The organism is Paractinoplanes polyasparticus, assembly GCF_019710575.1.
In the GTDB taxonomy this organism is placed as follows: Bacteria; Actinomycetota; Actinomycetes; order Mycobacteriales; family Micromonosporaceae; genus Actinoplanes; species Actinoplanes polyasparticus.
In genome coordinates, this window is the sequence record NZ_JAHWFK010000045.1 from 132374 (window position 1) to 150970 (window position 18597).

Here is an 18597-nt window from a genome sequence, read left to right on the forward strand (position 1 = left end):
TCCTTACAGATAGGGGCGTTGGAGACGCTTGGCGGCCTCGTACACCGTGTGCGCCTCCTGAGTCGAGGACAGAGCGGAGACCTGCGGCACCGGCACGTCCCACCACGATTCGGAGGACGGCACCGGGGCCAGGGGGTCGGTCTCGATGTGCACGACGGTGAGGCGGTCGGCCTCCCGCGCGCGTTTCAGGCCGTCGGCCAGGTCGGCGATCGTCCGGCAGCGGATGACGTTCGCGCCGAGGCTCTCGGCGTTGGCGGCCAGGTCGACGGGCAGGTGGGCGCCGTCGTAGTCACCGTTGGCGCTGCGGTAGCGGTAGCTGGTGCCGAAACGCTGCGAGCCCAGCGACTCCGAGAGCGCGCCGATCGAGGCGAACCCGTGGTTCTGGATCAGGACGACGACGAGCTTGATGCCCTCGGCCACGGCGGTGACGATCTCCTGCGCCATCATCAGGTACGAGCCGTCGCCGACCATCGCGAAGACCTCGCGGCTCGGGTCGGCCAGCTTGATGCCGAGCGCGCCGGCGATCTCGAAGCCCATGCACGAGAAGCCGTACTCAACGTGATACTGCTTCGGGTCCCGCGCCCGCCACAGCATCTGCAGGTCGCCCGGCAGGCTTCCGGCCGCCTGCACGACGACGTCGCGCGCTCCGCACGCCTCGTTCACGGCCCCGATCACCTCGGTCTGGGCGGGCAGGGGTCCATGTCCCAGGTGGTACGCGTGGTCGACGGTGGCCTGCCACGTCACGACATCAGCCTCGAAGTCCGTCTCGAAGCGCCGGCCGTCGAGCGCCGCGAGCAGCGCCGACAGGCCGGACCGGGCGTCGGCCACGATCGGGTACGCCGACTCCTTGGCGGCGTCGAACGCGGCCACGTTGATGTTGACGAACGCGACGTCCGGGTTCTGGAACGCCGTACGCGAAGCAGTGGTGAAGTCGCTGTAGCGCGTGCCGACGCCGATGATCACGTCGGCGTCGCGGGCCAGGCGGTTGGCCACCGGGGTGCCGGTCGAGCCGACGCCGCCCACCGAGTTCGGGTGGTCCCAGCTCAGGGCGCCCTTGCCGGCCTGGGTGTCGGCCACCGGGATGCCGGTCTCGCGGGCGAACTGGTCGAGCTCGCCCGCGGCCTCGGAGTAGACGGCGCCGCCGCCCGCGATGAGCAACGGTCGGCGGGCGTTCCTGAGCACGGCCGCCGCGCGCGCGACGAAGGCCGGCTCGGCCAACGGGCGCGCCACGTGCCAGACGCGCTTGTCGAACAGGGCGTCCGGGAAGTCGTACGCCTCGGCCTGAAGATCCTGCGGCAGGCAGACGGTGACCGCACCGGTCTCGGCCGGGTCGGTCAGCACCCGCATCGCGCCCAGCAGGGCCGACGGCAGCTGCTCGGGACGCCACACGCGGTCGAAGAAGCGGGACAGCGGACGGAACGCGTCGTTGACCGACACGTCGTAGCCGCCCGGATCCTCCAGCTCCTGCAGCACGGGCGAGGCGGCGCGGGTGGCGAAGATGTCGGACGGCAGCAGCAGCACGGGTAGCCGGTTGACCGTCGCCAGTGCGGCGCCGGTCAGCATGTTCGTCGAGCCGGGCCCGATCGAGGCCGTGCACGCGTAGGTCGACAGGCGGTTGCTCATCCGCGCGAAACCGGCCGCGGTGTGCACCATCGCCTGCTCGTTGCGGGCCAGCCGGTACGGCAGGTCGGCCTCGCCGGTGCGCTGGGCCTGCAACAGGGCCTGACCGAGGCCGGCCACGTTGCCGTGCCCGAAGATGCCCAGGCAGCCCGCGACCGCCCGGCGCTCGACGCCGTCCCGCTCGGTCCACTGGTTGGCCAGGAACCGCACCACGGCCTGACCGACGGTGAGTCTCACGAACGCGTCCTCTCGTTGCGGGAAGTCAGCGGCAGTCGCGGGTCCACGGGCACGCCGTTCCAGGAGCCCCGCACCCAGCCGTGCGCCGGGTCATCCCGTACGAGCCATTCGCGCTCGCCGGGACCGGCCATCACGTTGAGGTAGTAGAGGTCGTAGCCGGGCGCGGCCATCGACGGACCGTGCCAGCCGTACGGGATGAGCACGACATCGCCCGTACGCACCTCGGCGCACACCTCGATCGGGCGGTCGGCGTGCCCGTACACCCGTTGGTAGGCGCTGCCCGCGGTGCCCGACGGCGCGGCGGCGACCTCGAAGTAGTAGATCTCCTCCAGTGCGGACTCGCCCTCGCCCTGCTCGTCGTGCTTGTGCGGCGGGTAGGACGACCAGTTGCCGCCCGGCGTCAGCACCTCGCAGGCGATCAGCCGGTCGGCCTCGAACCGCTCCGGCGTGCAGAAGTTGTTGACCTGCCGGCTGGCCTGCCCGGCCCCGCGCAGCTCGACCGCGACGTCCTCGGCCGCGCCGTAGCGGAACGGCAACCGCCGGGTCGCGCGCGCGGCGGGCAGCGCGAACCGCCCGCCGTTGGGCGCCCGCACGGTGACGGTGGAGTCGCGCGGCAGATAGGCGAAGTCGGTCACCCGGGTGAAGACCGAGCGCCGTCCGGTGAGCGTCATCCGCTCGTCGTCGCAGGTCACGTCGCAGCCGCCGGAGAGCGGCAGCACCAGCATCTCGTCGTCGCCGGTCATGAACTTCGCGCGCGAGCCCACCGCCAGGTCGAGGATGCGCAGCCCGCTGTAGCTCCAGCCGGCGTTCTCGGGCGTCACCACCACGTCGAACGGCCTCTCGGCGGTGCTGCCGTGCGGCATGACCGGGTTGACTCGGGTGCTCACAGCAGGCTCACCGCCCGGTCGACCGCGTCGGTCACGGAGCCGCTCGCCGGATAGAGCAGGGAACGGCCGATCACCAGCCCCTGCACGGTCGGCAGGTCAAGAGCCTTGCGCCATTCCGCGTACGCGGCCTCGCCCTCCCCGCCGAGGATGAGCGCCGGCAGCGTCGTCGACGCCATGACCTTGTCCATCTCGCGGACGACCGGCACCTTGAGCCACGTGTAGGCCGAGGTCGTGCCCAGCCCGGCCGCGACCGTCATCGCGCGGATCATCGCCTCGGCCGTCAGCTCGTTGCGGACCCGGCCGTCGACGCGGTGCGAGATGAACGGCTCGACCATCGCCATCCGCCGCCGGGCGGCCAGTTCGCTGACCGCCGCGCCGCACGACTGGAGCGTGGCCACGGTGCCGGCGTCGTCCGGGTCGATGCGCAGCAACATCTTGCCGCCCTCGAAACCGGCCGTGGCGATGCTCTCGGCGTCGTACGCGGTGAACCTGTCGTCGATCTCGAACGACGTGCCGGCCAGCCCGCCCCGGTTCATCGAGCCGATCACGACCTTCTCGTCCAGGGCGCCCAGCAGCAGCAGGTCTTCCAGGATGTCGGGGGTGCCGAGGACGCCGTTGACGCCCGGACGGGCCAGCGCCGTGCGGATGCGGTCGAGCAGATCGACCCGGTTCGCCATGGCCAGGGGATCGTCGCCGGCGCGCAGGGCGCCGCGGGCCGGGTGGTCGGCAGCGATGATCATCAGCTTGCCGTGCGGCCCGAACAGGCTCGTCGGCGGGCGCCGGGCCGACGCGGCGGCGGCGATGGCGGCCGGGCGGCGGGTGCGGATGTCGAGGAGGTCGTCGAGGTCAGGCATGCTTGGCCTCCCCTAGCAGGTCGCGGACTTCGGTCTCGGTCGGCATGGCGTCGGCGCACGACAGTCGCGAGGCGACGATGGCTCCGGCGGCGTTGGCGAAGCGCATCGTCGTCTCGAGCTCCCAGCCGGCGAGCAGGCCGTGGCAGAGGGCTCCGCCGAAGGCGTCCCCCGCTCCCAGTCCGTTGACGACCTCGACGGGAACCGGCGGGACCTCCACCTGGGTGGTGATGTCGGAGGCCAGGACGCCGGCCGGGCCCTGCTTGATCACCGCCAACTCGATGCCGGCGTCGTGCAGCGCCGCGGCTGCCTCTTTCGGACGGCGCTGATCGACCGCCGTGTTCGCCTCGTCCAGGTTGCCCACGGCGACCGTCGCGTACGGCAGCGCGTGGGCGTACCAGTAGCGGGCCTCCTCGCGGGACTGCCAGAACATCGGGCGGTAATCGAGATCGAAGACGGTGATGCCGGACTTCTTGCGATGCCGGAGCGCGTTCAGGGTGGCCGTGCGCGACGGCTCCTGCGACAGGCCGGTGCCGGTGACCCAGAAGATGCCGGCGTCGTGGATCGCGTCGTAGTCCAGTTCCGACGGGTGGATCTCGAGGTCGGGCGCCTTGGGGAACCGGTAGAAGTAGAGCGGGAAGTCGTCCGGCGGGAAGATCTCGCAGAACGTCACCGGCGTCGGCAGGCTGTCGACCGCAGTGACGTAGCGGTCGTCGACCCCGAAGCCGCGCAGCGCGTCGTGCAGGAACTCGCCGAACGGGTCGTCCCCGGTCCTCGTGATCACCGCGGACCGCCGGCCGTAGCGCGCCGCGGCCACGGCGACGTTGGTGGCGCTGCCGCCGAGGAACTTGGCAAAGGTGCGAACCTCCCGCAACGAGGCGCCGATCTGTTGCGGGTACAGGTCGACGCCTATGCGTCCCATTGTCAATACCTCGTCGGCGGGCATGCGTCAGCCTCCGGACCGTGTCTCGTTGGCGCGATGGGGGCACGCTGCCGCGCACCCGATGCCGTGCTCGTTACGGCGCAGTGAAAAGAGGGTGATAGCCGCCGGTAGTCACTGGGCGACTCTAGGTTTGCTGCCTTCGATGTAATAACTTGGAGCCGCGTACGTCAATACTTTGTCATGACAAACTCCAGGAGCGAGGATTCGCGGTGGCGTCCGAACTGCAGGGTCGCGTCCGTCCGCTCGAGGTGGACAGGACCAGTCCCGTACCTCTGTACTTCCAGGTCGCGACGCGGCTGCAAGAGTTGATCGAGAAGGGTGAGATCGGCGTCGGCGCCCGCATCGAGAACGAGGTCGACCTGGCCGAACGTCTCGGCGTCTCGCGCCCGACCACCCGCCGCGCCATCCAGTACCTGGTCGAGCGGGGCATGCTGATCCGCAAGCGCGGCGTCGGCACCCAGGTGGTCCACCCCAAGGTCCGCCGCCCGGTCGAGCTCTCCAGCCTCTACGACGACCTGGTGGCCGGCGACCGGGCGCCCCGCACCGAGGTGCTGCGCCTCGAGGTGCTGCCCGCCCCCGACACGATCGCCAACGCGCTCGAGATCGCCCCCGGCACCGACGTCACCTGGATCGAACGCCTGCGCTACGCCGGCGGCGAGCCCCTGGCCCTGATGCACAACGCCATCCCGCTCGACGTCCTGCCGCTCACCCGCGACGACCTGGCCGCCCACGGCCTCTACGAGCTGCTGCGCCGCAACGGCCTGACCCCTCGCATAGCCACCCAGGTGATCGGCGCCCGCTCAGCCACCCCCGCCGAGGCCCGGACTTTGGACGAGAAGCGCGGCGCCTCCCTGCTGACGATGACCCGCACCGCCTGGGACGCCGGCGGCCGCGCCCTCGAGTACGGAAGCCACGTCTACCGGGCCAGCCGCTACAGCTTCGAACTCAACCTGAGCGCGGGCTGACGCCGAGGTCATTGAGGGGTGAACGAGCCACGCCGGGACGTGGTGACGGGCGGACGGGTGGAGTCGCCTCCTGTGAGAGAACGGGCGGCCCGGTGTTGCTTGTGGAGGAATCGATCGGGACCATCGGCGGCGCGATTCGGGTCAAACAGTCCCCATAGGAAGGTTTCGACTTCACGTGCAGTCTTTCCCCTCCATGACCGGCAGCCCGCCCGGCGAGGCCGCCACCGCCGACCTCAGTGGGCGTTGCGTCGGCAACTCGTACGTCCTGGTCTGCCCGGTCGGGCACGGCGCCACCGGCACGGTGTGGCGCGGCATCGATCGGAGCACCGGCGCCGACGTGGCGATCAAGCTGTTGCACGAAGGGCTGCTGCGCCAGCCGAAGCTGGTCATCCGCTTCGTGCAGGAGCGGACGATCCTGATGATGATGCGGCACGAGAACATCGTCGGCGTGCGGGACCTGTTCAGCGCCGGCGGCTCGCTCGCGCTGGTCATGGACTACGTCGCCGGTGGCAGCCTGCGCACCCATCTGCGCGCCGAGGGCACCCTCGCGCCGGCCGACGCCGCCGACCTGCTGGCTCAGGTGGCCGCCGCGCTGGCCCAGGCGCACGAGCTCGGCGTCGTCCACCGGGATGTCAAGCCCGACAACATCCTGCTGCAGCAGAACGACGGCCGCCTCGAGGTGCGCCTCACCGACTTCGGCATCGCCCGCGTGCTCGACACGGCCGGCCTCACCACCCCGCAAGCCATCGTCGGCACTCCGCACTACATGGCCCCGGAGGCGATCCAGGGCGAGGCCGTGCCCGCGTCCGACGTGTATTCGGCCGGCATCGTCCTCTTCGAACTGCTGACCGGCGCTCCCCCGTACGCCGGGGAGCCGCTCGCCGTCCTGCGGGGTCACCTCGACGAGACCCCGCAACGCCCGGACGGCGTGCCGGAGCCCGTCTGGGACCTGATCGCCTGGTGTCTGGCCAAGGACCCGGAGCAGCGCCCCACCACCGCCGAGCTGGGCGCCGAGCTGCGGGAGCTGGCCCGCGCGACCGCCGGGGTTCCGGCCCTGCCCGCCCCCGGTGACGCCACCGTGGTCACCGGCGGCACCGCGCAGTTCGGCCTCCGGGCGGTGCCCCATCCGTCCGTACGCCCGGTCTCGTCCCGCAAGCGCCCGCGCAACGGGCCGAGGTCGTGGATGTGGCGGCGCCCGTGGGCGATGGCGGCCCTGCTCGCCGGCACCGTGGCGCTCTCCGGGGTGGGTGGCTTCAACGCGTGGCAGCTGCTCGACTCGGGCGACTCCCCGGCCGCCGCCGCGCCGCAGACGTCGGCGTTGCCGAGCGGTGGGAGCACAGCCGGCGTCGGTCCCCGGTCCGGCGTCTCGGCGCCGGCGCTGACGGCCGCGCCGCCGAGTGTGCCGGGAGGACTCTCGCTTCCTGCGGCCGGACCGCCTGGCTTGCCGGGTGGGCCGGTCGACCCGGGAACGGGTGAGGGCGTGGGCGTGGGTGCGGGCGTGGGCCGTCCGGCCGGGCCGACGGCCGGCGCCGGTGTCTCCGCCGGGCCGGTCGGTGTGGGTGCGTCGGTCGGGCCGGGCAGTGGCCGGGTCGAGGCCAAGTTCGGGCCGTGGCGCTGCGGCGACCAGTACGAATGGGATCTCGGCCATCCCGTGCTGGCGCGCCCGTGCCATGCGGTGGGCGGGGCTGTCCGGGTTGTCGGCCAGATGGAGGCCATGCCGGGGCTTCAGCTCGACATCTCGCTGACGCTGCGGGACGCCGCCGGGGACGATGTGGTCGCCGGCCCGTACACCTGCAAGGGTCTGATGTTCACGGACTTCGCGCTCAAGCACAGCTGCGGCCCGGTCGACTTCCGGCCGCCGCGCGGGCGTGAGCTGGTGCTGGTGCAGACGTGGGAGTACACGCAACGACCGCTGATCCCGGGCGGCAAGGCCCGCGGACCCGTGTTCCAGTGGTGAGGGGGCGCGACCGGACGGTGGCCGCGCCCCCTGCTCCCGCGCCCGGGAGCTAGACGGCGCGCCACATCCGGAAGAAGGGCGTGCCGTCGGGAAGCAGCATCTCGAACGGGTCCATGTCGGCGTAACCGCTACGACGGTAGAGGCGCACGTTGTTCTCGTTCGTCGCTTCCAGGTACGCCGGCACCCCGGCCGCCTCGAGCTCGCTGTGCACCGTGCGCATCAGCTCGCCGCCGAGACCGTGGTGCTGGTGGTCGGGGTGGACGGCCAGGAACGCCAGGTGCCAGTGCGCCTCGTGCGGGTGGTGCTTCTCGAAGAGCTGGTCGAGCGCGATGAACCGGTCGATGTAGCCGCCCGCCAGGGCACGCAGCCTCTCGTCGTACGCCTCGGGGTCCGGCGATTCCTTCGTGTAGTCGAACCACACACCGGTCGCGGCCAGGCCGCTGCCGTCGGGCAGGTCGACGACGTCGACCCGGCCGTACTTCTGGGCGTGCTCGGTGAGCAGCGTGAAGAAGTCGGCCATCACCTTCAGGCGGTCCTCGACCGGCGGAACGAGGTAGGCGTTCGCGTCCAGGTGGAAGAACGAGTGGCTGATCAGGTGCCCGACGGCAGGGATCTCCTCGTCACGGGCGGGGCGGATCGGAGGGAAGGTCACTGGTGGCCCTTCTGGTCGTCGGTGGAGGAGAGCGCGGCGGTGAAGCCACCGGTGCCGGCGGCGGTGGAGCTGCGGGCGCCCAGGCCGATGCCGGCGTAGACCTGCGGGCGGCTGCCGCGCAGGATGAGGGCCCAGGCGATGCCGGCGAGCAGCAGGACGGCGAAGGCGAGCGGCACGACCCAGGTCGGCTTGCTGCCGGGTTCGACGCCGAACAGCGTGGCGATGTTGCTCAGCGCCAGGTACGACATGATCACCAGCAGGATGGAGCCGAGCACGGGAGCGCCGAGGCGGTGCCAGAAGTCCTCGCCCTCGGGGTTCCGCACGAAGTAGCCGATGACCGCGAACGAGGTCAGGGTGATCAGCAGCAGAACCCCGATGCCGCCACCGCTGCCGCCCCAGAAGAACAGGTTGACCAGCGGGTCCCAGCCGGCGACGGCGTAGACGACGATGACGAGCAGGCCCAGGGCGCTCTGCACGAGCGAGCCGTTCTTGGGCGCGCCGGTGCCGGGCACGGTGCGGCCGAACGCGCGGGGCAGCACACCTTCGCGGCCCAGCGAGAACATGTACCGGGCGATGATGTTGTGGAACGAGATCATCGCGGCGATCAGCGAGGTCAGGAACAGCGCGTAGCCGAGGTCGACCGCCCGTCCGCCGAGCTGGTCGGAGGCGACGTTGAAGAACAGGTCGGGACCCTCGGCGCCGGCCCGGCCGACGACGTCGTCCCCGGCCGCCGAGATCATCGACCAGGCCGCGAAGCCGTAGAGCACGGCGATGAGGGCGATGGCGATGTAGGTGGCCCGCGGCACCGTGCGGCGCGGGTCGCGGGACTCCTCGCTGAACACCACGGACTGTTCGAAGCCGACGAAGCCGGTGATCGCCATGGCCAGCAGGGCGCCCGAGCCGGCGCCGACCAGGCTGCCCGCGTCGATCGGGGCGGACGACGGCGTGAAGCTCGGTGAGAACAGGTCGGCGAAGCTGAACGCGACGACGACGACGATCTCGGCCACCAGCAGGGTGGCCAGCACCTTGCCGTTGACGGCCACGTCACGTACGCCCAGGATCGCGGTCAGCGCCCAGACCACCAGGGCCAGGACCCACCACTGGATGTCCAGCCCGAACCACTTGTCGAACAGCGGCGACGCGATGGCGCCGAAGCCGCCGTAGGCCGCGATCTGGAACATGTTGTAGGCCAGCAGCGCCACCCACGACGCGCCGACGCCCAGCGGGCGGCCGATTCCCCGCGAGATGTACGCGTAGAAGGCGCCCGCGTTGGCGATGTGCCGGGCCATGGCCACGTACCCGACGGCGAAGATCGCGAGGACGACGGCCACCGCCACGAACGCGATCGAGATGCTGGTCAGGCCCGTGACGGCGATGCCGGTGGGCACGACACCGGCCACCACGGTGAGCGGGGCGGCGGCGGACATGACGAAGAAGACCACCGCGGCGACGCCGAGCCGGTCCTTGGCGAGCGCTGTCGACAGCTGACTCTGCGGGGGTTTTGTTGCGGTCGAAGACACACCGATCTCCAGATAGGGGGTTGAGAAGGGGGTTAGGGGTGGTGAGGGTGCTCAGGCGCGCCGGGCCATCACGGCGTCGCCCACCGCGGCCTCGGCCTGGCTGATCAGCTCGAGCAGCATGGCCGGGAGCCGGCGCTTGAGCTGGTCGAAGAGCTGGCCTCGGCCGCGGGCGTCGAGGGTGAGAAAGACGTGCTGGTCGAGGCCGGTGGCGAGAATCAGACCGGCCAGGACCAGGTCGGGGATGTCGAGCAGCTCACCGCGGCCGACGAACGTGCGGATCCGGGTGGCGGGCCACCCGGCGATCATCGAGTCGGACGGCACGAACGAGACCTTGGATCCGAACAGGCCGCGCTTCTCCTGCCGCTGCACCAGGGCGGAGCGGGCCAGACGGCGTTCGACCAGGTCGGTCGCCACGCCGGTGGCCAGGAACGAGATCCAGTCGCGGACGGCGCGATGATGCCCCTCGCGCAGCAGCTGGTCGAGGACTGCGGTGGCGGCGGGGTCGCCGGTAGGTCGGTCGTCGATGATCTGGATCTTGCCGTCCACGACGTCGACGCGGCGCCAGAGCACCAGTTCGCCGATGAGGGCGGACGCCATGCCCAGCCCCAGCGTCGCCGGGGAGAGCAGGCACTTGCCCTTGACGGAGTCATGGGCGGTGAGAAACAGGTCATCGGCGAGGGGTAGCTGTGCCGATGCGGTCACGGCACCTCTCCTCTCCACTTCGGTATGGGGTTACCTCGGCTCTCCCCGCCCGGCGATTACCGAAAGTGATGCTCGCTGCATCTAGCCAACGTTACGGTGCGCGTCCCCCAGAACGACATCGGGTAGCATGCCAGCGTGGTCAACTGAGCGCAATGTCCTCATCAGACAAAGTTTTAGTCCGATGTGGCGACATCATCGATGCATCCTGCAGCATCGCTCTGACCAGGAGTTTCAGGAAGATTTCGAAAGGCTCGTAAAGCAGTGTTAACGTTTTAATGCACGTCTATCTATGCATTTGGCGTACCTCGATTGAGGGCTGCCGATGACCCTCAGCGGCTATGACACAGAGTGCCTACCCGGTCGCCTATATACGCTGAGTAGTTGCACTGGGCAGCGACCGGGCGAGCAGCGGGAAACGGGCCGCCCGCGGCTCCGTCGCCGGTAAAGTCCCAGGTAGGCGACGGACTGCTCAGCAACCTCCCAGGGTAAGCGGAGAGGATTGATCGGTTGCCGCCCCGCTTATCGCCCGGAGGTTCCTTACCCATGCTTGAGGTCACCGCGCTCGGCTGGACGCTGACCATCGGGGTCATCGTCGCCCTGCTCGCCCTCGATCTGGCCGTCGGTGTGTTCCGTCCGCACGCCGTCGGCTTCCGCGAAGCGGCTGTCTGGTCTGTCTTCTACATCGCCGTCGCGGTTGCGTTCGGTGTGGTCTTCGGCCAGGTGGCCGGCTGGGACTTCGGCGCTCAGTACTTCGCCGGCTACATCGTCGAGAAGAGCCTGTCGGTCGACAACCTCTTCGTCTTCGTGATCATCATGAGCACGTTCGCGGTGCCCGAGAAGTACCAGCAGGAGGTGCTGACCTTCGGCATCATCATCGCGCTGGTCATGCGGGTCATCTTCATCGCCCTCGGCGCGACGCTGCTCAACCTGTTCTCGTTCATGTTCCTGATCTTCGGCCTGCTGCTGATCCTCACGGCGATCCAGCTGTTCCGGCACCGCGACGAGGACCCCGACGTCGAGGACAACGCGCTCGTCAAGGCGACCAAGCGCTTCCTGCCGGTGACCGACGACTACATCGGCGGCAAGATGATCACGCGGGTCGACGGCCGTCGCGTGGTCACCCCGATGTTCGTGGTGCTGATCGCCATCGGCAGCTCCGACCTGCTGTTCGCGCTCGACTCGATCCCGGCCGTCTTCGGCGTCACCGACGAGGCGTTCATCGTGTTCGCGGCCAACGCGTTCGCGCTGCTCGGCCTGCGCGCCCTGTTCTTCCTCGTCAAGGGCCTGCTCGACCGCCTGGTCTACCTGTCCGCGGGCCTGTCGGTCATCCTGGCCTTCATCGGCGTCAAGCTGATCCTGCACTGGCTGCACGTCGACATCAACACGTCGGTGCCCGAGATCCCCACGCCGCTCTCGCTGGTGGTCATCGTCGGCGTCCTGGCCGTCACCACGGTGGCCAGCCTCATGAAGTCCAAGAGGGACCCGGACACCAAGGCCCACGCCGGCAGCCTGCGGGCCCGCTCGGACGACCGTCAGAAACGCTGAGCGGACACGAAGAAGCCGGCCGGGGAACTCCCGGCCGGCTTGTCTGTCACTGTGGGCGTCAGCCCAGGAATCCGCCCATCCCGGCGGTCTGGCGGCTGCTGCTCTGCAGGCGCGCGGTGTCCTGGCGGTAGAGGATCTCGCGGATGAGCTCGGTCTCCTCGCTGCTGTGCCGCGCCAGGAGCTGGTCGAGTTCGGCGCGCTCGGACGTGGTGCGGAACGACGCGAGCTCGTCGGCGAGCCGGCGGTGGGCGACGCGCATGGTGCGGCGGTTCGCCAGCGCCGTGCGGACGTCGCGAAGCTTGGTCGTGAACTGCATGGCCGTCTCCTTAACGGATAGTGATGGCGATAGGCCTCGTCGCCTTCCTTTACAACACTCCACGAGGCGCGCTTCATCCCCAAATCACGCAGGTAAACAGCGAGATACGGAAGTGACGGCGACCACCGCATCCCTGTTGCCGAGGTCACCCTCCGTGGCGAAGTGGCTGGTCAGGCACTCTTGGTGACTTCGGACACCACAGTGGCCATCCGAGACGAAAGTTGCGTCCGCGACCGCACCCCGAGCTTGCGGTAGATCCGGGTCAGGGTGGCCTCCACCGTCTTCACGCTCAGGTAGAGCCGCACGGCGATCTCGCGGTTGCTGGCGCCGTCGCGCACCAGAGCCGCGATCCGCAGCTCGGTCGAGGTCAGACCCAGGTCGACCGGCGTCGTGCCGGCGGCCGACGCGCCGGCCAGGGCACGCTCGGTCTGCTCGGCCCACGGCTTGGCGTCGGCCGCCAGGAAGATCGCGAGCGCGGCCCCGATGGCGAGCCGGGCGGCCGCGTACCGGCGGCGGCGACGCTCGGCGCTGCCCTGCACCAGCAGCGCGTGGGCCTGCTCGATCGGTTGCTGCAACTGCTCGAAGTGCTGCGCCGCGGACGCCGAGAGCCGCACGGCCGAGTCGGCGTGCCCGCTCTCGGAGAGCACCACCGCCGCCGCCCGGTCGAGATAGCCGACCAGCCCCGGGTTGTCACCCAGCCGTCCGGCGGCCGTGCGCGCGGCGGCCAGGATGGCGGCGGCCTCGGCGTGCTCGCCCAGCGCGGCCAGCCCGCCGGCCAGGTCGCCGTGCCAGCGCACGATCATCGGATCGCCCCCGCCCGAGCCGGCCTCGAGGTCGCGCAGCCGGCGCAGTGCCGCCACCCCCTCGCGGGTCCGGCCCGCCCGCAGCTCGGCCTGACCCAGCGCATGCAGGTTGCGCCGCCGGTAGAGGGTGTCGCCCTCCTGCTCGGAGGCCCGCACACCCCGGCCGGCGAACCCGGCTGCCGCGGCCAGGCTGCCCCCGGCGAGCTCGGCGATGGCCGCCGTGTAACAGGTGGGACCGGGGCTTAGCCCGGCGCGCTGCGCGGCCCGCACGGCCTGGTGCGCGTAGTTGAGCGCCTCCCGGCAACGACCGGCCCGGGTGGCCACCTCGGACAGGCTGCGCAGCACGCAGACCCGGGCCTCGCCGACCCTGTCCCGCCCGGCCACGTTGAGCAGGCTGAGCAGCGCCGCACGGGCCTCGTCGAGCCGGTCGTCCATCATGGCGAAGCGGGCGGCGACGTACAGCGGGCCGTAGTGCAGCCAGTCGGGCGCGGGCGTGGCCGGGAGCACGAGCGCCTCGGTCAGCGTGTCGGACCAGCCCGGGTCGCCGCACAGCCGCTGGATCTGGGCCAGCACGCTCAACGCCATCGCCTCGGTGGCCGGATCCCCGGCCCGGCGAGCGGCCAGCGCCGTGCGGGCCGCCTCGTCCCCGGCCCGGTCCGGGTCGCCGGCCAGCAGGGACGCCCACGTCACCCGCAACCGCACCGGCGCCGACAGTGCCGGATCGTCGCCGGCCTCGGCGAGCGCGGCCGCGACCATCTCCCCCATCTCGGCCAGGCCCTGCCCGGCCAGGTCGATCAGCACCAACCGGGCGTGCACCCGGTGGCCGGCCGGCGCGTCGGCCGCGAGCACCGCTTCGGCCGCGCGCCCGGCGAGCGCGGCCGACCCCGCGCTGAGCCCGCTGCGCGCCGCGGCGACCAGCCAGTCCAACCGGTGGGCGGTGCACGTGTGCGGGCAACGGTCGGCGGCCAGCAGGAACAGCTCGGCGGCGGTGCGGCCGGCTCCCCGCGCGGCACAGCGCTGGGCAGCGGCGGCCAGCGAGCGGGCGACCGCCGCGTCCGGCACCGAGCTGCGCAGGGCCCGGTGCCGGAGCGCCTCGACCTCGTCGACGGCGCCGGCCGCCAGCGCGGTGTGAGCCTCGGTGCGGTCACCGGCCGACGCGTCCTCGGCGATGACGGTGGCCAGCAGCGGCGGGGTGAAACGGATCTGATCGCCGTCGACCGCCACCGCACCGGCCGCCGCGGCCAGGCGCAGATCCCGTACGGCATCCTCCCGTCCCGCCCGTAGCAGGACGGCGACCGTGGGTTCGGCGGCCAGCGCGGCCATCAGCAACGTGCGCCGGGTTTCCGCGGGCAGGGGCGCGAGCCGGTCGCGCAGCTGCTCCCGGGCCGGTTCGGGCAGTGGCAAGGGACGCCAGGCCGGGCCGGACGGCAGCGCCGCGCCCAGGGCGAGGGCCAGGAACGGGTTGCCCGCGCTGATCTCGTGCATCCGGCTGGCGGCACGGCACGGCAGGCCCCGGGCCTCGAGCAGCGCGGTCAGGGCGTCCGCCGCCAGCGGCGGAACCTCGATCTCGACGGCGGGCGCGGGGCAGAGCCGGACGGCCCGGCGGCGGCCGGCCGGATCGGGGTGGCGCTGCGCCGCGATCACCCGGACGCGCGGACCGGGCCGGCGGCGCATGGCGAACGCGATCAGCTCGGCCGACTCGGCGTCGAGCCATTGGCAGTCATCGAGCACGAGCAGCACGGGGCGCAGGCGGGCACTGTGCGCGAGCAGCTGCGGCAACACGAGACGGCGGACGAGCGCGGCGGCTCCGGCCCGTGGGGCCAGGCCCTGACGCAGAGCGGCTCGCTGGGCGGGTGGCAGGGCTTCGCGGGCCGCCGGCGGCAGCTGGGCCACCAGGTCGGCAATTCCCGCGTACGGAACCAGTCTCTCGCTGCGCACCGGGCGCAACCACACGACAAGCTCGCCGCGCGCAGCGGCGGCAGAAGCAGCCGCCTCGAGCAGCGCCGTCTTGCCGATGCCGGCCGGCCCGTGCAGGGCCACGCCGCCGCCCGCGACGAGGCGGCTGTCGATCGTCGCCAGAAGCTCGTCGCGCCCGAACATGTTGCCACCCCTAGGTCTGAATCGGCCTCAGCCTAGGAAGTGGCAGACACACATATCAATAGGTTCGCATATGCCAACGGGTACCTATCACCGCGGGGATGGCCCGCCGGCCGCCCTAGTCGTCGTCCCCGCCGTCGTCGTCGTCGCCGTCATCGTCATCGCCGCCGCCACCGCCCGGGCAGCCCGACAGGGTGAGCACAGTGGCCGCGCCGCCCGCCAGCAGCAGAGCCCGGCCGAAGAACGCGCGCCGGTTCAGGCCCGGCTCGCCAGGTACGGAGTCGTCTCGTTCACGAGTCGCTTCGTTCATGCCCCGCATTGTGTCAGCGGGACGACGTATCCGGGAGAGGGTCGCGGGCCCTTCAGCACCGACCCGACCCGATAACACCCGCGAGGTGACCATGCCGACCTGGATCGTCGTGCCCTGCCTGCTGCGGTTGCGAGACGAGTTCGACGACCTCGCCCCGCACCGCGACAAACGCGAGGAGGGCACGATCGGCGACGAGAACCACAACTCGACATCGGACCACACGCCCGACGAGCAGTCGCGGCACCTGAAGCACAAGGACGCCGACAGCCGCAACGAGGTGCACGCCCTGGACATCGACGCCGACCTGCGCCTGCCCGGCCTCGGCATGGAGGCGGCGGTGCAGTTCCTGCTCGCCCGCTGCCGCTCCGGCGCCGAGACACGGCTGCGCTACATCATCTTCAACCGCCGCATCTGGTCGGCCTCCGACGGCTGGCAGCAGAACAGGTACGACGGCCACGACCCGCACACCGGGCACGCGCACTTCTCCGCCCGGTACGACACCCCGAACGAGGCCTCAACGGCTTCCTGGCACCTGGAGGACATTCCCGTGGCACTGACCGCCGACGACAAGAAGTGGCTCTCCGCCGAGATCACCAAGCAGGTGCGTGGCTGCATCAACGACATCTGGGAGCACAACATCGGCCGCGCCACCGGCGGCGCCGACCAGACCGCACAGGGCGCCCTGGTCACGGCCAACATCCGGGCCGGCTCGGTGGCCAACCGCCAGCTCCCCGACCTGGCCGACACCGTCAACCGCGTGGCCGCCCAGCTCAAGACGGTCGTCCACTGACACCTACCCCGCGGTCGGGGCGCGCCCTCGCGTCCCGCCCCGGCCGCGATTCAGGCGCGCGCCGCCGTTGACGGCGCTGCCGCGTCACGGGTGGAATCGCCACCGGCCCTCGGAGACGACGTCCACCTTGTCGCCGACGACGCGGACTGCCGTCTCGTCGTCGATGAAGTAGAGGGGAAAGTCCGCGCGCGCGGCGATGCGATCAGCCCACGCGTCGTCGCGCTCCGGGAAATCGGCCGGGGCAGGCCGTTGAGCTCCAGGACGTCGAACTCTCGCCAGCCGAGGCCGTGCACCCGCACCATGTCTGCGACGTACCATCCATGGTCGCCGGGCTCAGCGCATGTATTGACCGCAGGCAGGGGAGGTTCGATGCCGTTCGACATCAAGCCGTACCAGGTGCAGGTGCCCGAGTCCGGCTTGAGAGATCTGCGAGACAGGCTGGCCCGCACTCGTTGGCCCGAGGCAGCACCCGAGCCTGGGTGGACCCAGGGGATACCGCTGGAGGTGGTGCAGGATCTGTGCCTGTACTGGGCCGACCAGTACGACTGGCGAGCCGCCGAGGCGAGACTGAACGCCGTGCCGCAGTATCTCGTCCGCGTCGACGACATCGAGCTGCACGTGCTGCATGCCCGGTCGCCGCACGCCGGCGCGTTCCCGCTGGTGCTCACGCATGGCTGGCCCGGCTCGGTGCTCGAACTGGTCGACCTGGTCGGTCCGCTGACCGACCCGGAAACCCACGGCGGCGATCCGGCAGATGCCTTCGACGTGGTGATCCCTTCGTTGCCCGGTTACGGCTTCAGCGCCAAGCCGACCGAACCGGGTTGGGGGGTCGAGCGGATCGCAGATGCCTGGGCGCAACTCATGAGCGGGCTCGGCTACGACCGCTACGGCGCTGCGGGCAGCGATTGGGGAACCAGTATCTCCAGTTGCCTCGCCGCACGCGCTCCCGAACATGTAGCAGGCATTCACCTTGTCCCGCCTCTGGCCGGTCCCGACCCGGCCCGGGGCGACGATCTCACCGACGCCGAACGACAGGCGCTCGCCGACCTGCGGCACCGCGGGCGGTCCTCATCGGCTTACTCCGAGGTCCATCGGACCGCCCCGCAGACAATCGGTTACGGCTTGCTCGATTCCCCGGCCGGCTTGTGCGCGTGGATGGCGGAGAAGTTTCTGACCTGGAGCGACCGGGGCCTGGTCGGGCTGTCCGACGACCAGATTCTGGACCAGGTGACGCTGTACTGGCTGACCGGCTCCGCAGCGTCCTCGGCTCGCCTGTACGCCGAGAGCATCGACAAGGTCTCCGACTGGCTCAGTGGCGCCGACACCGATCCGATCCAGGTGCCCGTCGGCGCGTCGATCTTCGCCGCCGAGGTGCCCCGGCCGTCGCGGCGGTGGGCAGCCCGTCGTTACCCCGACATTCGTTACTGGGCCGAACACGAGCAGGGCGGCCACTTCCCCGCCTTGGAGGTACCGGCGCTGCTGATCGCCGACCTAAGAGCCTTTTTCCAACAGTTGCGGTGACACCCGCAGACCGTTGTGGTCGGCGGAGCCAGGCCGACGGGCGACGCCTCGGAAAGCTCGGCGCCCGGTCATTCCGGTTCGAAGGTGGCAGCGAACGCGTCGAGCTGGCCACTGTCCGCCCTGCGGATGGCACTTCACCTCACCTCGGGTACGAAGCCGGCCGAGACAGCTGCCTCGTCGCGGTCGTACGCCGAGCGCTGGGCGGCAACGTACTGGGACGGCGTCACCCCGGTGTGACGTTTGAAGTCCCGGATCAGATGCGCCTGGTCGAACCACCCCAGCACCGTCGCCTTGTCGGCCCAGCCCACCATCGCGTGCACGTCGATGTCCTCCAGCAGCCGGCGCACCCGCAGGACCCGCGCCAGGGTGCGCGGGCTGAGACCGACCTGGTCCGTGAACAGCCGGTCGAGGTAGCCGTGGCTCAGTCCGAGCGCTGCGGCGATGTCGCTGACCGGCCGGTTCGGTTCGTCGATCAGGTTCCGGACCGCGACCTCGCATCGTCCGATCGCATGCCGGTCGTAGGGCTCCGGCGTCACGAGCGTCGCTTCGACGACGTCGAGGGCCGCCACCGTCGAGCCGGTCGGCGCGATGAGCTCACGCGGCTCGGCCATGCGACCACGCGCGAACCAGATCGACTCGACGAAACGGCCGGTCTGCCCCTCGACCGTCCGCGACACGTACTCGGACATCCCCCGAACGTAATGGGCGCACGACGCGCCGCGGACTCCACTGGTCGGTCAGCTACCAGGCATTCGGTGGCCCGGGCTGCGTCCTCGTGTTCGTGTCGGCTACACCCGCGTGGAAGGAGAGGTACCGATTAGAGTGGTGGCGAGGTGATGCCATTTGTCCGGGAATGAAGCCGACAGCAGGGCCCGGGCCGC

At 70.9% G+C, this 18597-nt stretch carries 16 protein-coding genes; 5 read left to right on the plus strand and 11 right to left on the minus strand.

Going from position 1 to position 18597, the window contains the following annotated elements:
- Positions 1 to 3: 3 nt before the first annotated feature.
- The 4 genes from iolD to iolC are packed head-to-tail and all read right to left on the minus strand — an operon-like array spanning position 4 to position 4517.
- A complete protein-coding gene (iolD, locus tag KXC43_RS37980) occupies positions 4 to 1857 on the minus strand; it encodes a 3D-(3,5/4)-trihydroxycyclohexane-1,2-dione acylhydrolase (decyclizing) (RefSeq protein WP_221381064.1) in 1854 nt (617 codons plus the stop codon).
- Entirely contained in the window at positions 1854 to 2744 is an 891-nt protein-coding gene (gene iolB / locus KXC43_RS37985) for a 5-deoxy-glucuronate isomerase (protein WP_308129440.1), read from the minus strand. Before iolB ends, iolD begins: the two co-directional genes overlap by 4 nt.
- Positions 2741 to 3598 (minus strand): Cgl0159 family (beta/alpha)8-fold protein, encoded by an 858-nt coding sequence (locus KXC43_RS37990; protein WP_221381065.1) that lies wholly within the window; start codon positions 3596 to 3598, stop codon positions 2741 to 2743. The genes iolB and KXC43_RS37990 overlap by 4 nt, the downstream gene beginning before the upstream one ends.
- A complete protein-coding gene (gene iolC, locus KXC43_RS37995; RefSeq protein ID WP_255645526.1) occupies positions 3591 to 4517 on the minus strand; it encodes a 5-dehydro-2-deoxygluconokinase in 927 nt (308 codons plus the stop codon). The genes KXC43_RS37990 and iolC overlap by 8 nt, the downstream gene beginning before the upstream one ends.
- A 230-nt stretch (positions 4518 to 4747) precedes the next feature.
- Here iolC and KXC43_RS38000 point away from each other — a divergent pair, with 230 nt between their 5' ends.
- Together KXC43_RS38000 and KXC43_RS52445 are read left to right on the plus strand one after the other, a co-directional pair.
- Positions 4748 to 5503: a GntR family transcriptional regulator gene (locus tag KXC43_RS38000; protein ID WP_221381067.1), complete on the plus strand. Its 756-nt coding sequence runs from the start codon at positions 4748 to 4750 to the stop codon at positions 5501 to 5503.
- A 175-nt stretch (positions 5504 to 5678) separates the two neighbouring features.
- Positions 5679 to 7460, plus strand: a complete 1782-nt coding sequence (locus KXC43_RS52445; protein WP_308129441.1) for a serine/threonine-protein kinase — start codon at positions 5679 to 5681, stop codon at positions 7458 to 7460.
- Positions 7461 to 7509: 49 nt separating this feature from the next.
- On the opposite strand, the gene KXC43_RS38015 is transcribed toward KXC43_RS52445, so the two are convergent.
- The 3 genes from KXC43_RS38015 to KXC43_RS38025 are packed head-to-tail and all read right to left on the minus strand — an operon-like array spanning position 7510 to position 10334.
- Complete coding sequence (locus KXC43_RS38015) at positions 7510 to 8112, minus strand: GNAT family N-acetyltransferase (protein ID WP_221381068.1); 603 nt, start codon at positions 8110 to 8112, stop codon at positions 7510 to 7512.
- Entirely contained in the window at positions 8109 to 9632 is a 1524-nt protein-coding gene (locus KXC43_RS38020; protein ID WP_221381069.1) for an APC family permease, read from the minus strand. Before KXC43_RS38020 ends, KXC43_RS38015 begins: the two co-directional genes overlap by 4 nt.
- A gap of 51 nt (positions 9633 to 9683) precedes the next feature.
- Entirely contained in the window at positions 9684 to 10334 is a 651-nt protein-coding gene (locus KXC43_RS38025) for a GOLPH3/VPS74 family protein (RefSeq protein WP_221381070.1), read from the minus strand.
- Positions 10335 to 10877: 543 nt separating this feature from the next.
- On the opposite strand from KXC43_RS38025, the gene KXC43_RS38030 reads away from it, so the two are divergent.
- The gene (locus KXC43_RS38030) at positions 10878 to 11879 is read left to right on the plus strand and encodes a TerC family protein (protein WP_221381071.1); all 1002 of its coding nucleotides are present in this window, start codon (positions 10878 to 10880) and stop codon (positions 11877 to 11879) included.
- A gap of 58 nt (positions 11880 to 11937) precedes the next feature.
- Here KXC43_RS38030 and KXC43_RS38035 read toward each other — a convergent pair whose 3' ends face one another.
- From KXC43_RS38035 to KXC43_RS38045, 3 genes are all read right to left on the minus strand, one after another.
- Complete coding sequence (locus tag KXC43_RS38035) at positions 11938 to 12195, minus strand: hypothetical protein (protein ID WP_221381072.1); 258 nt, start codon at positions 12193 to 12195, stop codon at positions 11938 to 11940.
- 170 nt (positions 12196 to 12365) lie between these two features.
- Entirely contained in the window at positions 12366 to 15098 is a 2733-nt protein-coding gene (locus KXC43_RS38040; RefSeq protein ID WP_221381073.1) for a helix-turn-helix transcriptional regulator, read from the minus strand.
- 115 nt (positions 15099 to 15213) lie between these two features.
- Positions 15214 to 15405 carry a hypothetical protein gene (locus KXC43_RS38045; RefSeq protein ID WP_221381074.1) on the minus strand — a complete coding sequence of 64 codons (192 nt, stop codon included), beginning with the start codon at positions 15403 to 15405 and terminating at the stop codon, positions 15214 to 15216.
- Between the two features lie 85 nt (positions 15406 to 15490).
- Between KXC43_RS38045 and KXC43_RS38050 the strand changes: the two genes are divergently transcribed.
- Together KXC43_RS38050 and KXC43_RS38055 are read left to right on the plus strand one after the other, a co-directional pair.
- The gene (locus KXC43_RS38050) at positions 15491 to 16195 is read left to right on the plus strand and encodes a hypothetical protein (RefSeq protein WP_221381075.1); all 705 of its coding nucleotides are present in this window, start codon (positions 15491 to 15493) and stop codon (positions 16193 to 16195) included.
- A 90-nt stretch (positions 16196 to 16285) separates the two neighbouring features.
- Complete coding sequence (locus KXC43_RS38055) at positions 16286 to 17716, plus strand: epoxide hydrolase family protein (RefSeq protein ID WP_308129442.1); 1431 nt, start codon at positions 16286 to 16288, stop codon at positions 17714 to 17716.
- Between the two features lie 134 nt (positions 17717 to 17850).
- On the opposite strand, the gene KXC43_RS38060 is transcribed toward KXC43_RS38055, so the two are convergent.
- Positions 17851 to 18405, minus strand: coding sequence for a helix-turn-helix domain-containing protein (locus KXC43_RS38060; protein WP_221381076.1), 555 nt, complete (start codon positions 18403 to 18405; stop codon positions 17851 to 17853).
- Positions 18406 to 18597: the final 192 nt, after the last annotated feature.

Bases quoted from the DNA above. Each gene is read 5' to 3' on its own strand.
- KXC43_RS37990 (WP_221381065.1), bottom strand. From the start codon at position 3,598: ATGCCTGACCTCGACGACCTCCTCGACATCCGCACCCGCCGCCCGGCC.
- iolC (WP_255645526.1), bottom strand. From the start codon at position 4,517: ATGGGACGCATAGGCGTCGACCTGTACCCGCAACAGATCGGCGCCTCG.
- KXC43_RS38030 (WP_221381071.1), top strand. From the start codon at position 10,878: ATGCTTGAGGTCACCGCGCTCGGCTGGACGCTGACCATCGGGGTCATC.
- KXC43_RS38035 (WP_221381072.1), bottom strand. From the start codon at position 12,195: ATGCAGTTCACGACCAAGCTTCGCGACGTCCGCACGGCGCTGGCGAAC.
- KXC43_RS38040 (WP_221381073.1), bottom strand. From the start codon at position 15,098: ATGTTCGGGCGCGACGAGCTTCTGGCGACGATCGACAGCCGCCTCGTC.
- KXC43_RS38045 (WP_221381074.1), bottom strand. From the start codon at position 15,405: ATGAACGAAGCGACTCGTGAACGAGACGACTCCGTACCTGGCGAGCCG.
- KXC43_RS38060 (WP_221381076.1), bottom strand. From the start codon at position 18,405: ATGTCCGAGTACGTGTCGCGGACGGTCGAGGGGCAGACCGGCCGTTTC.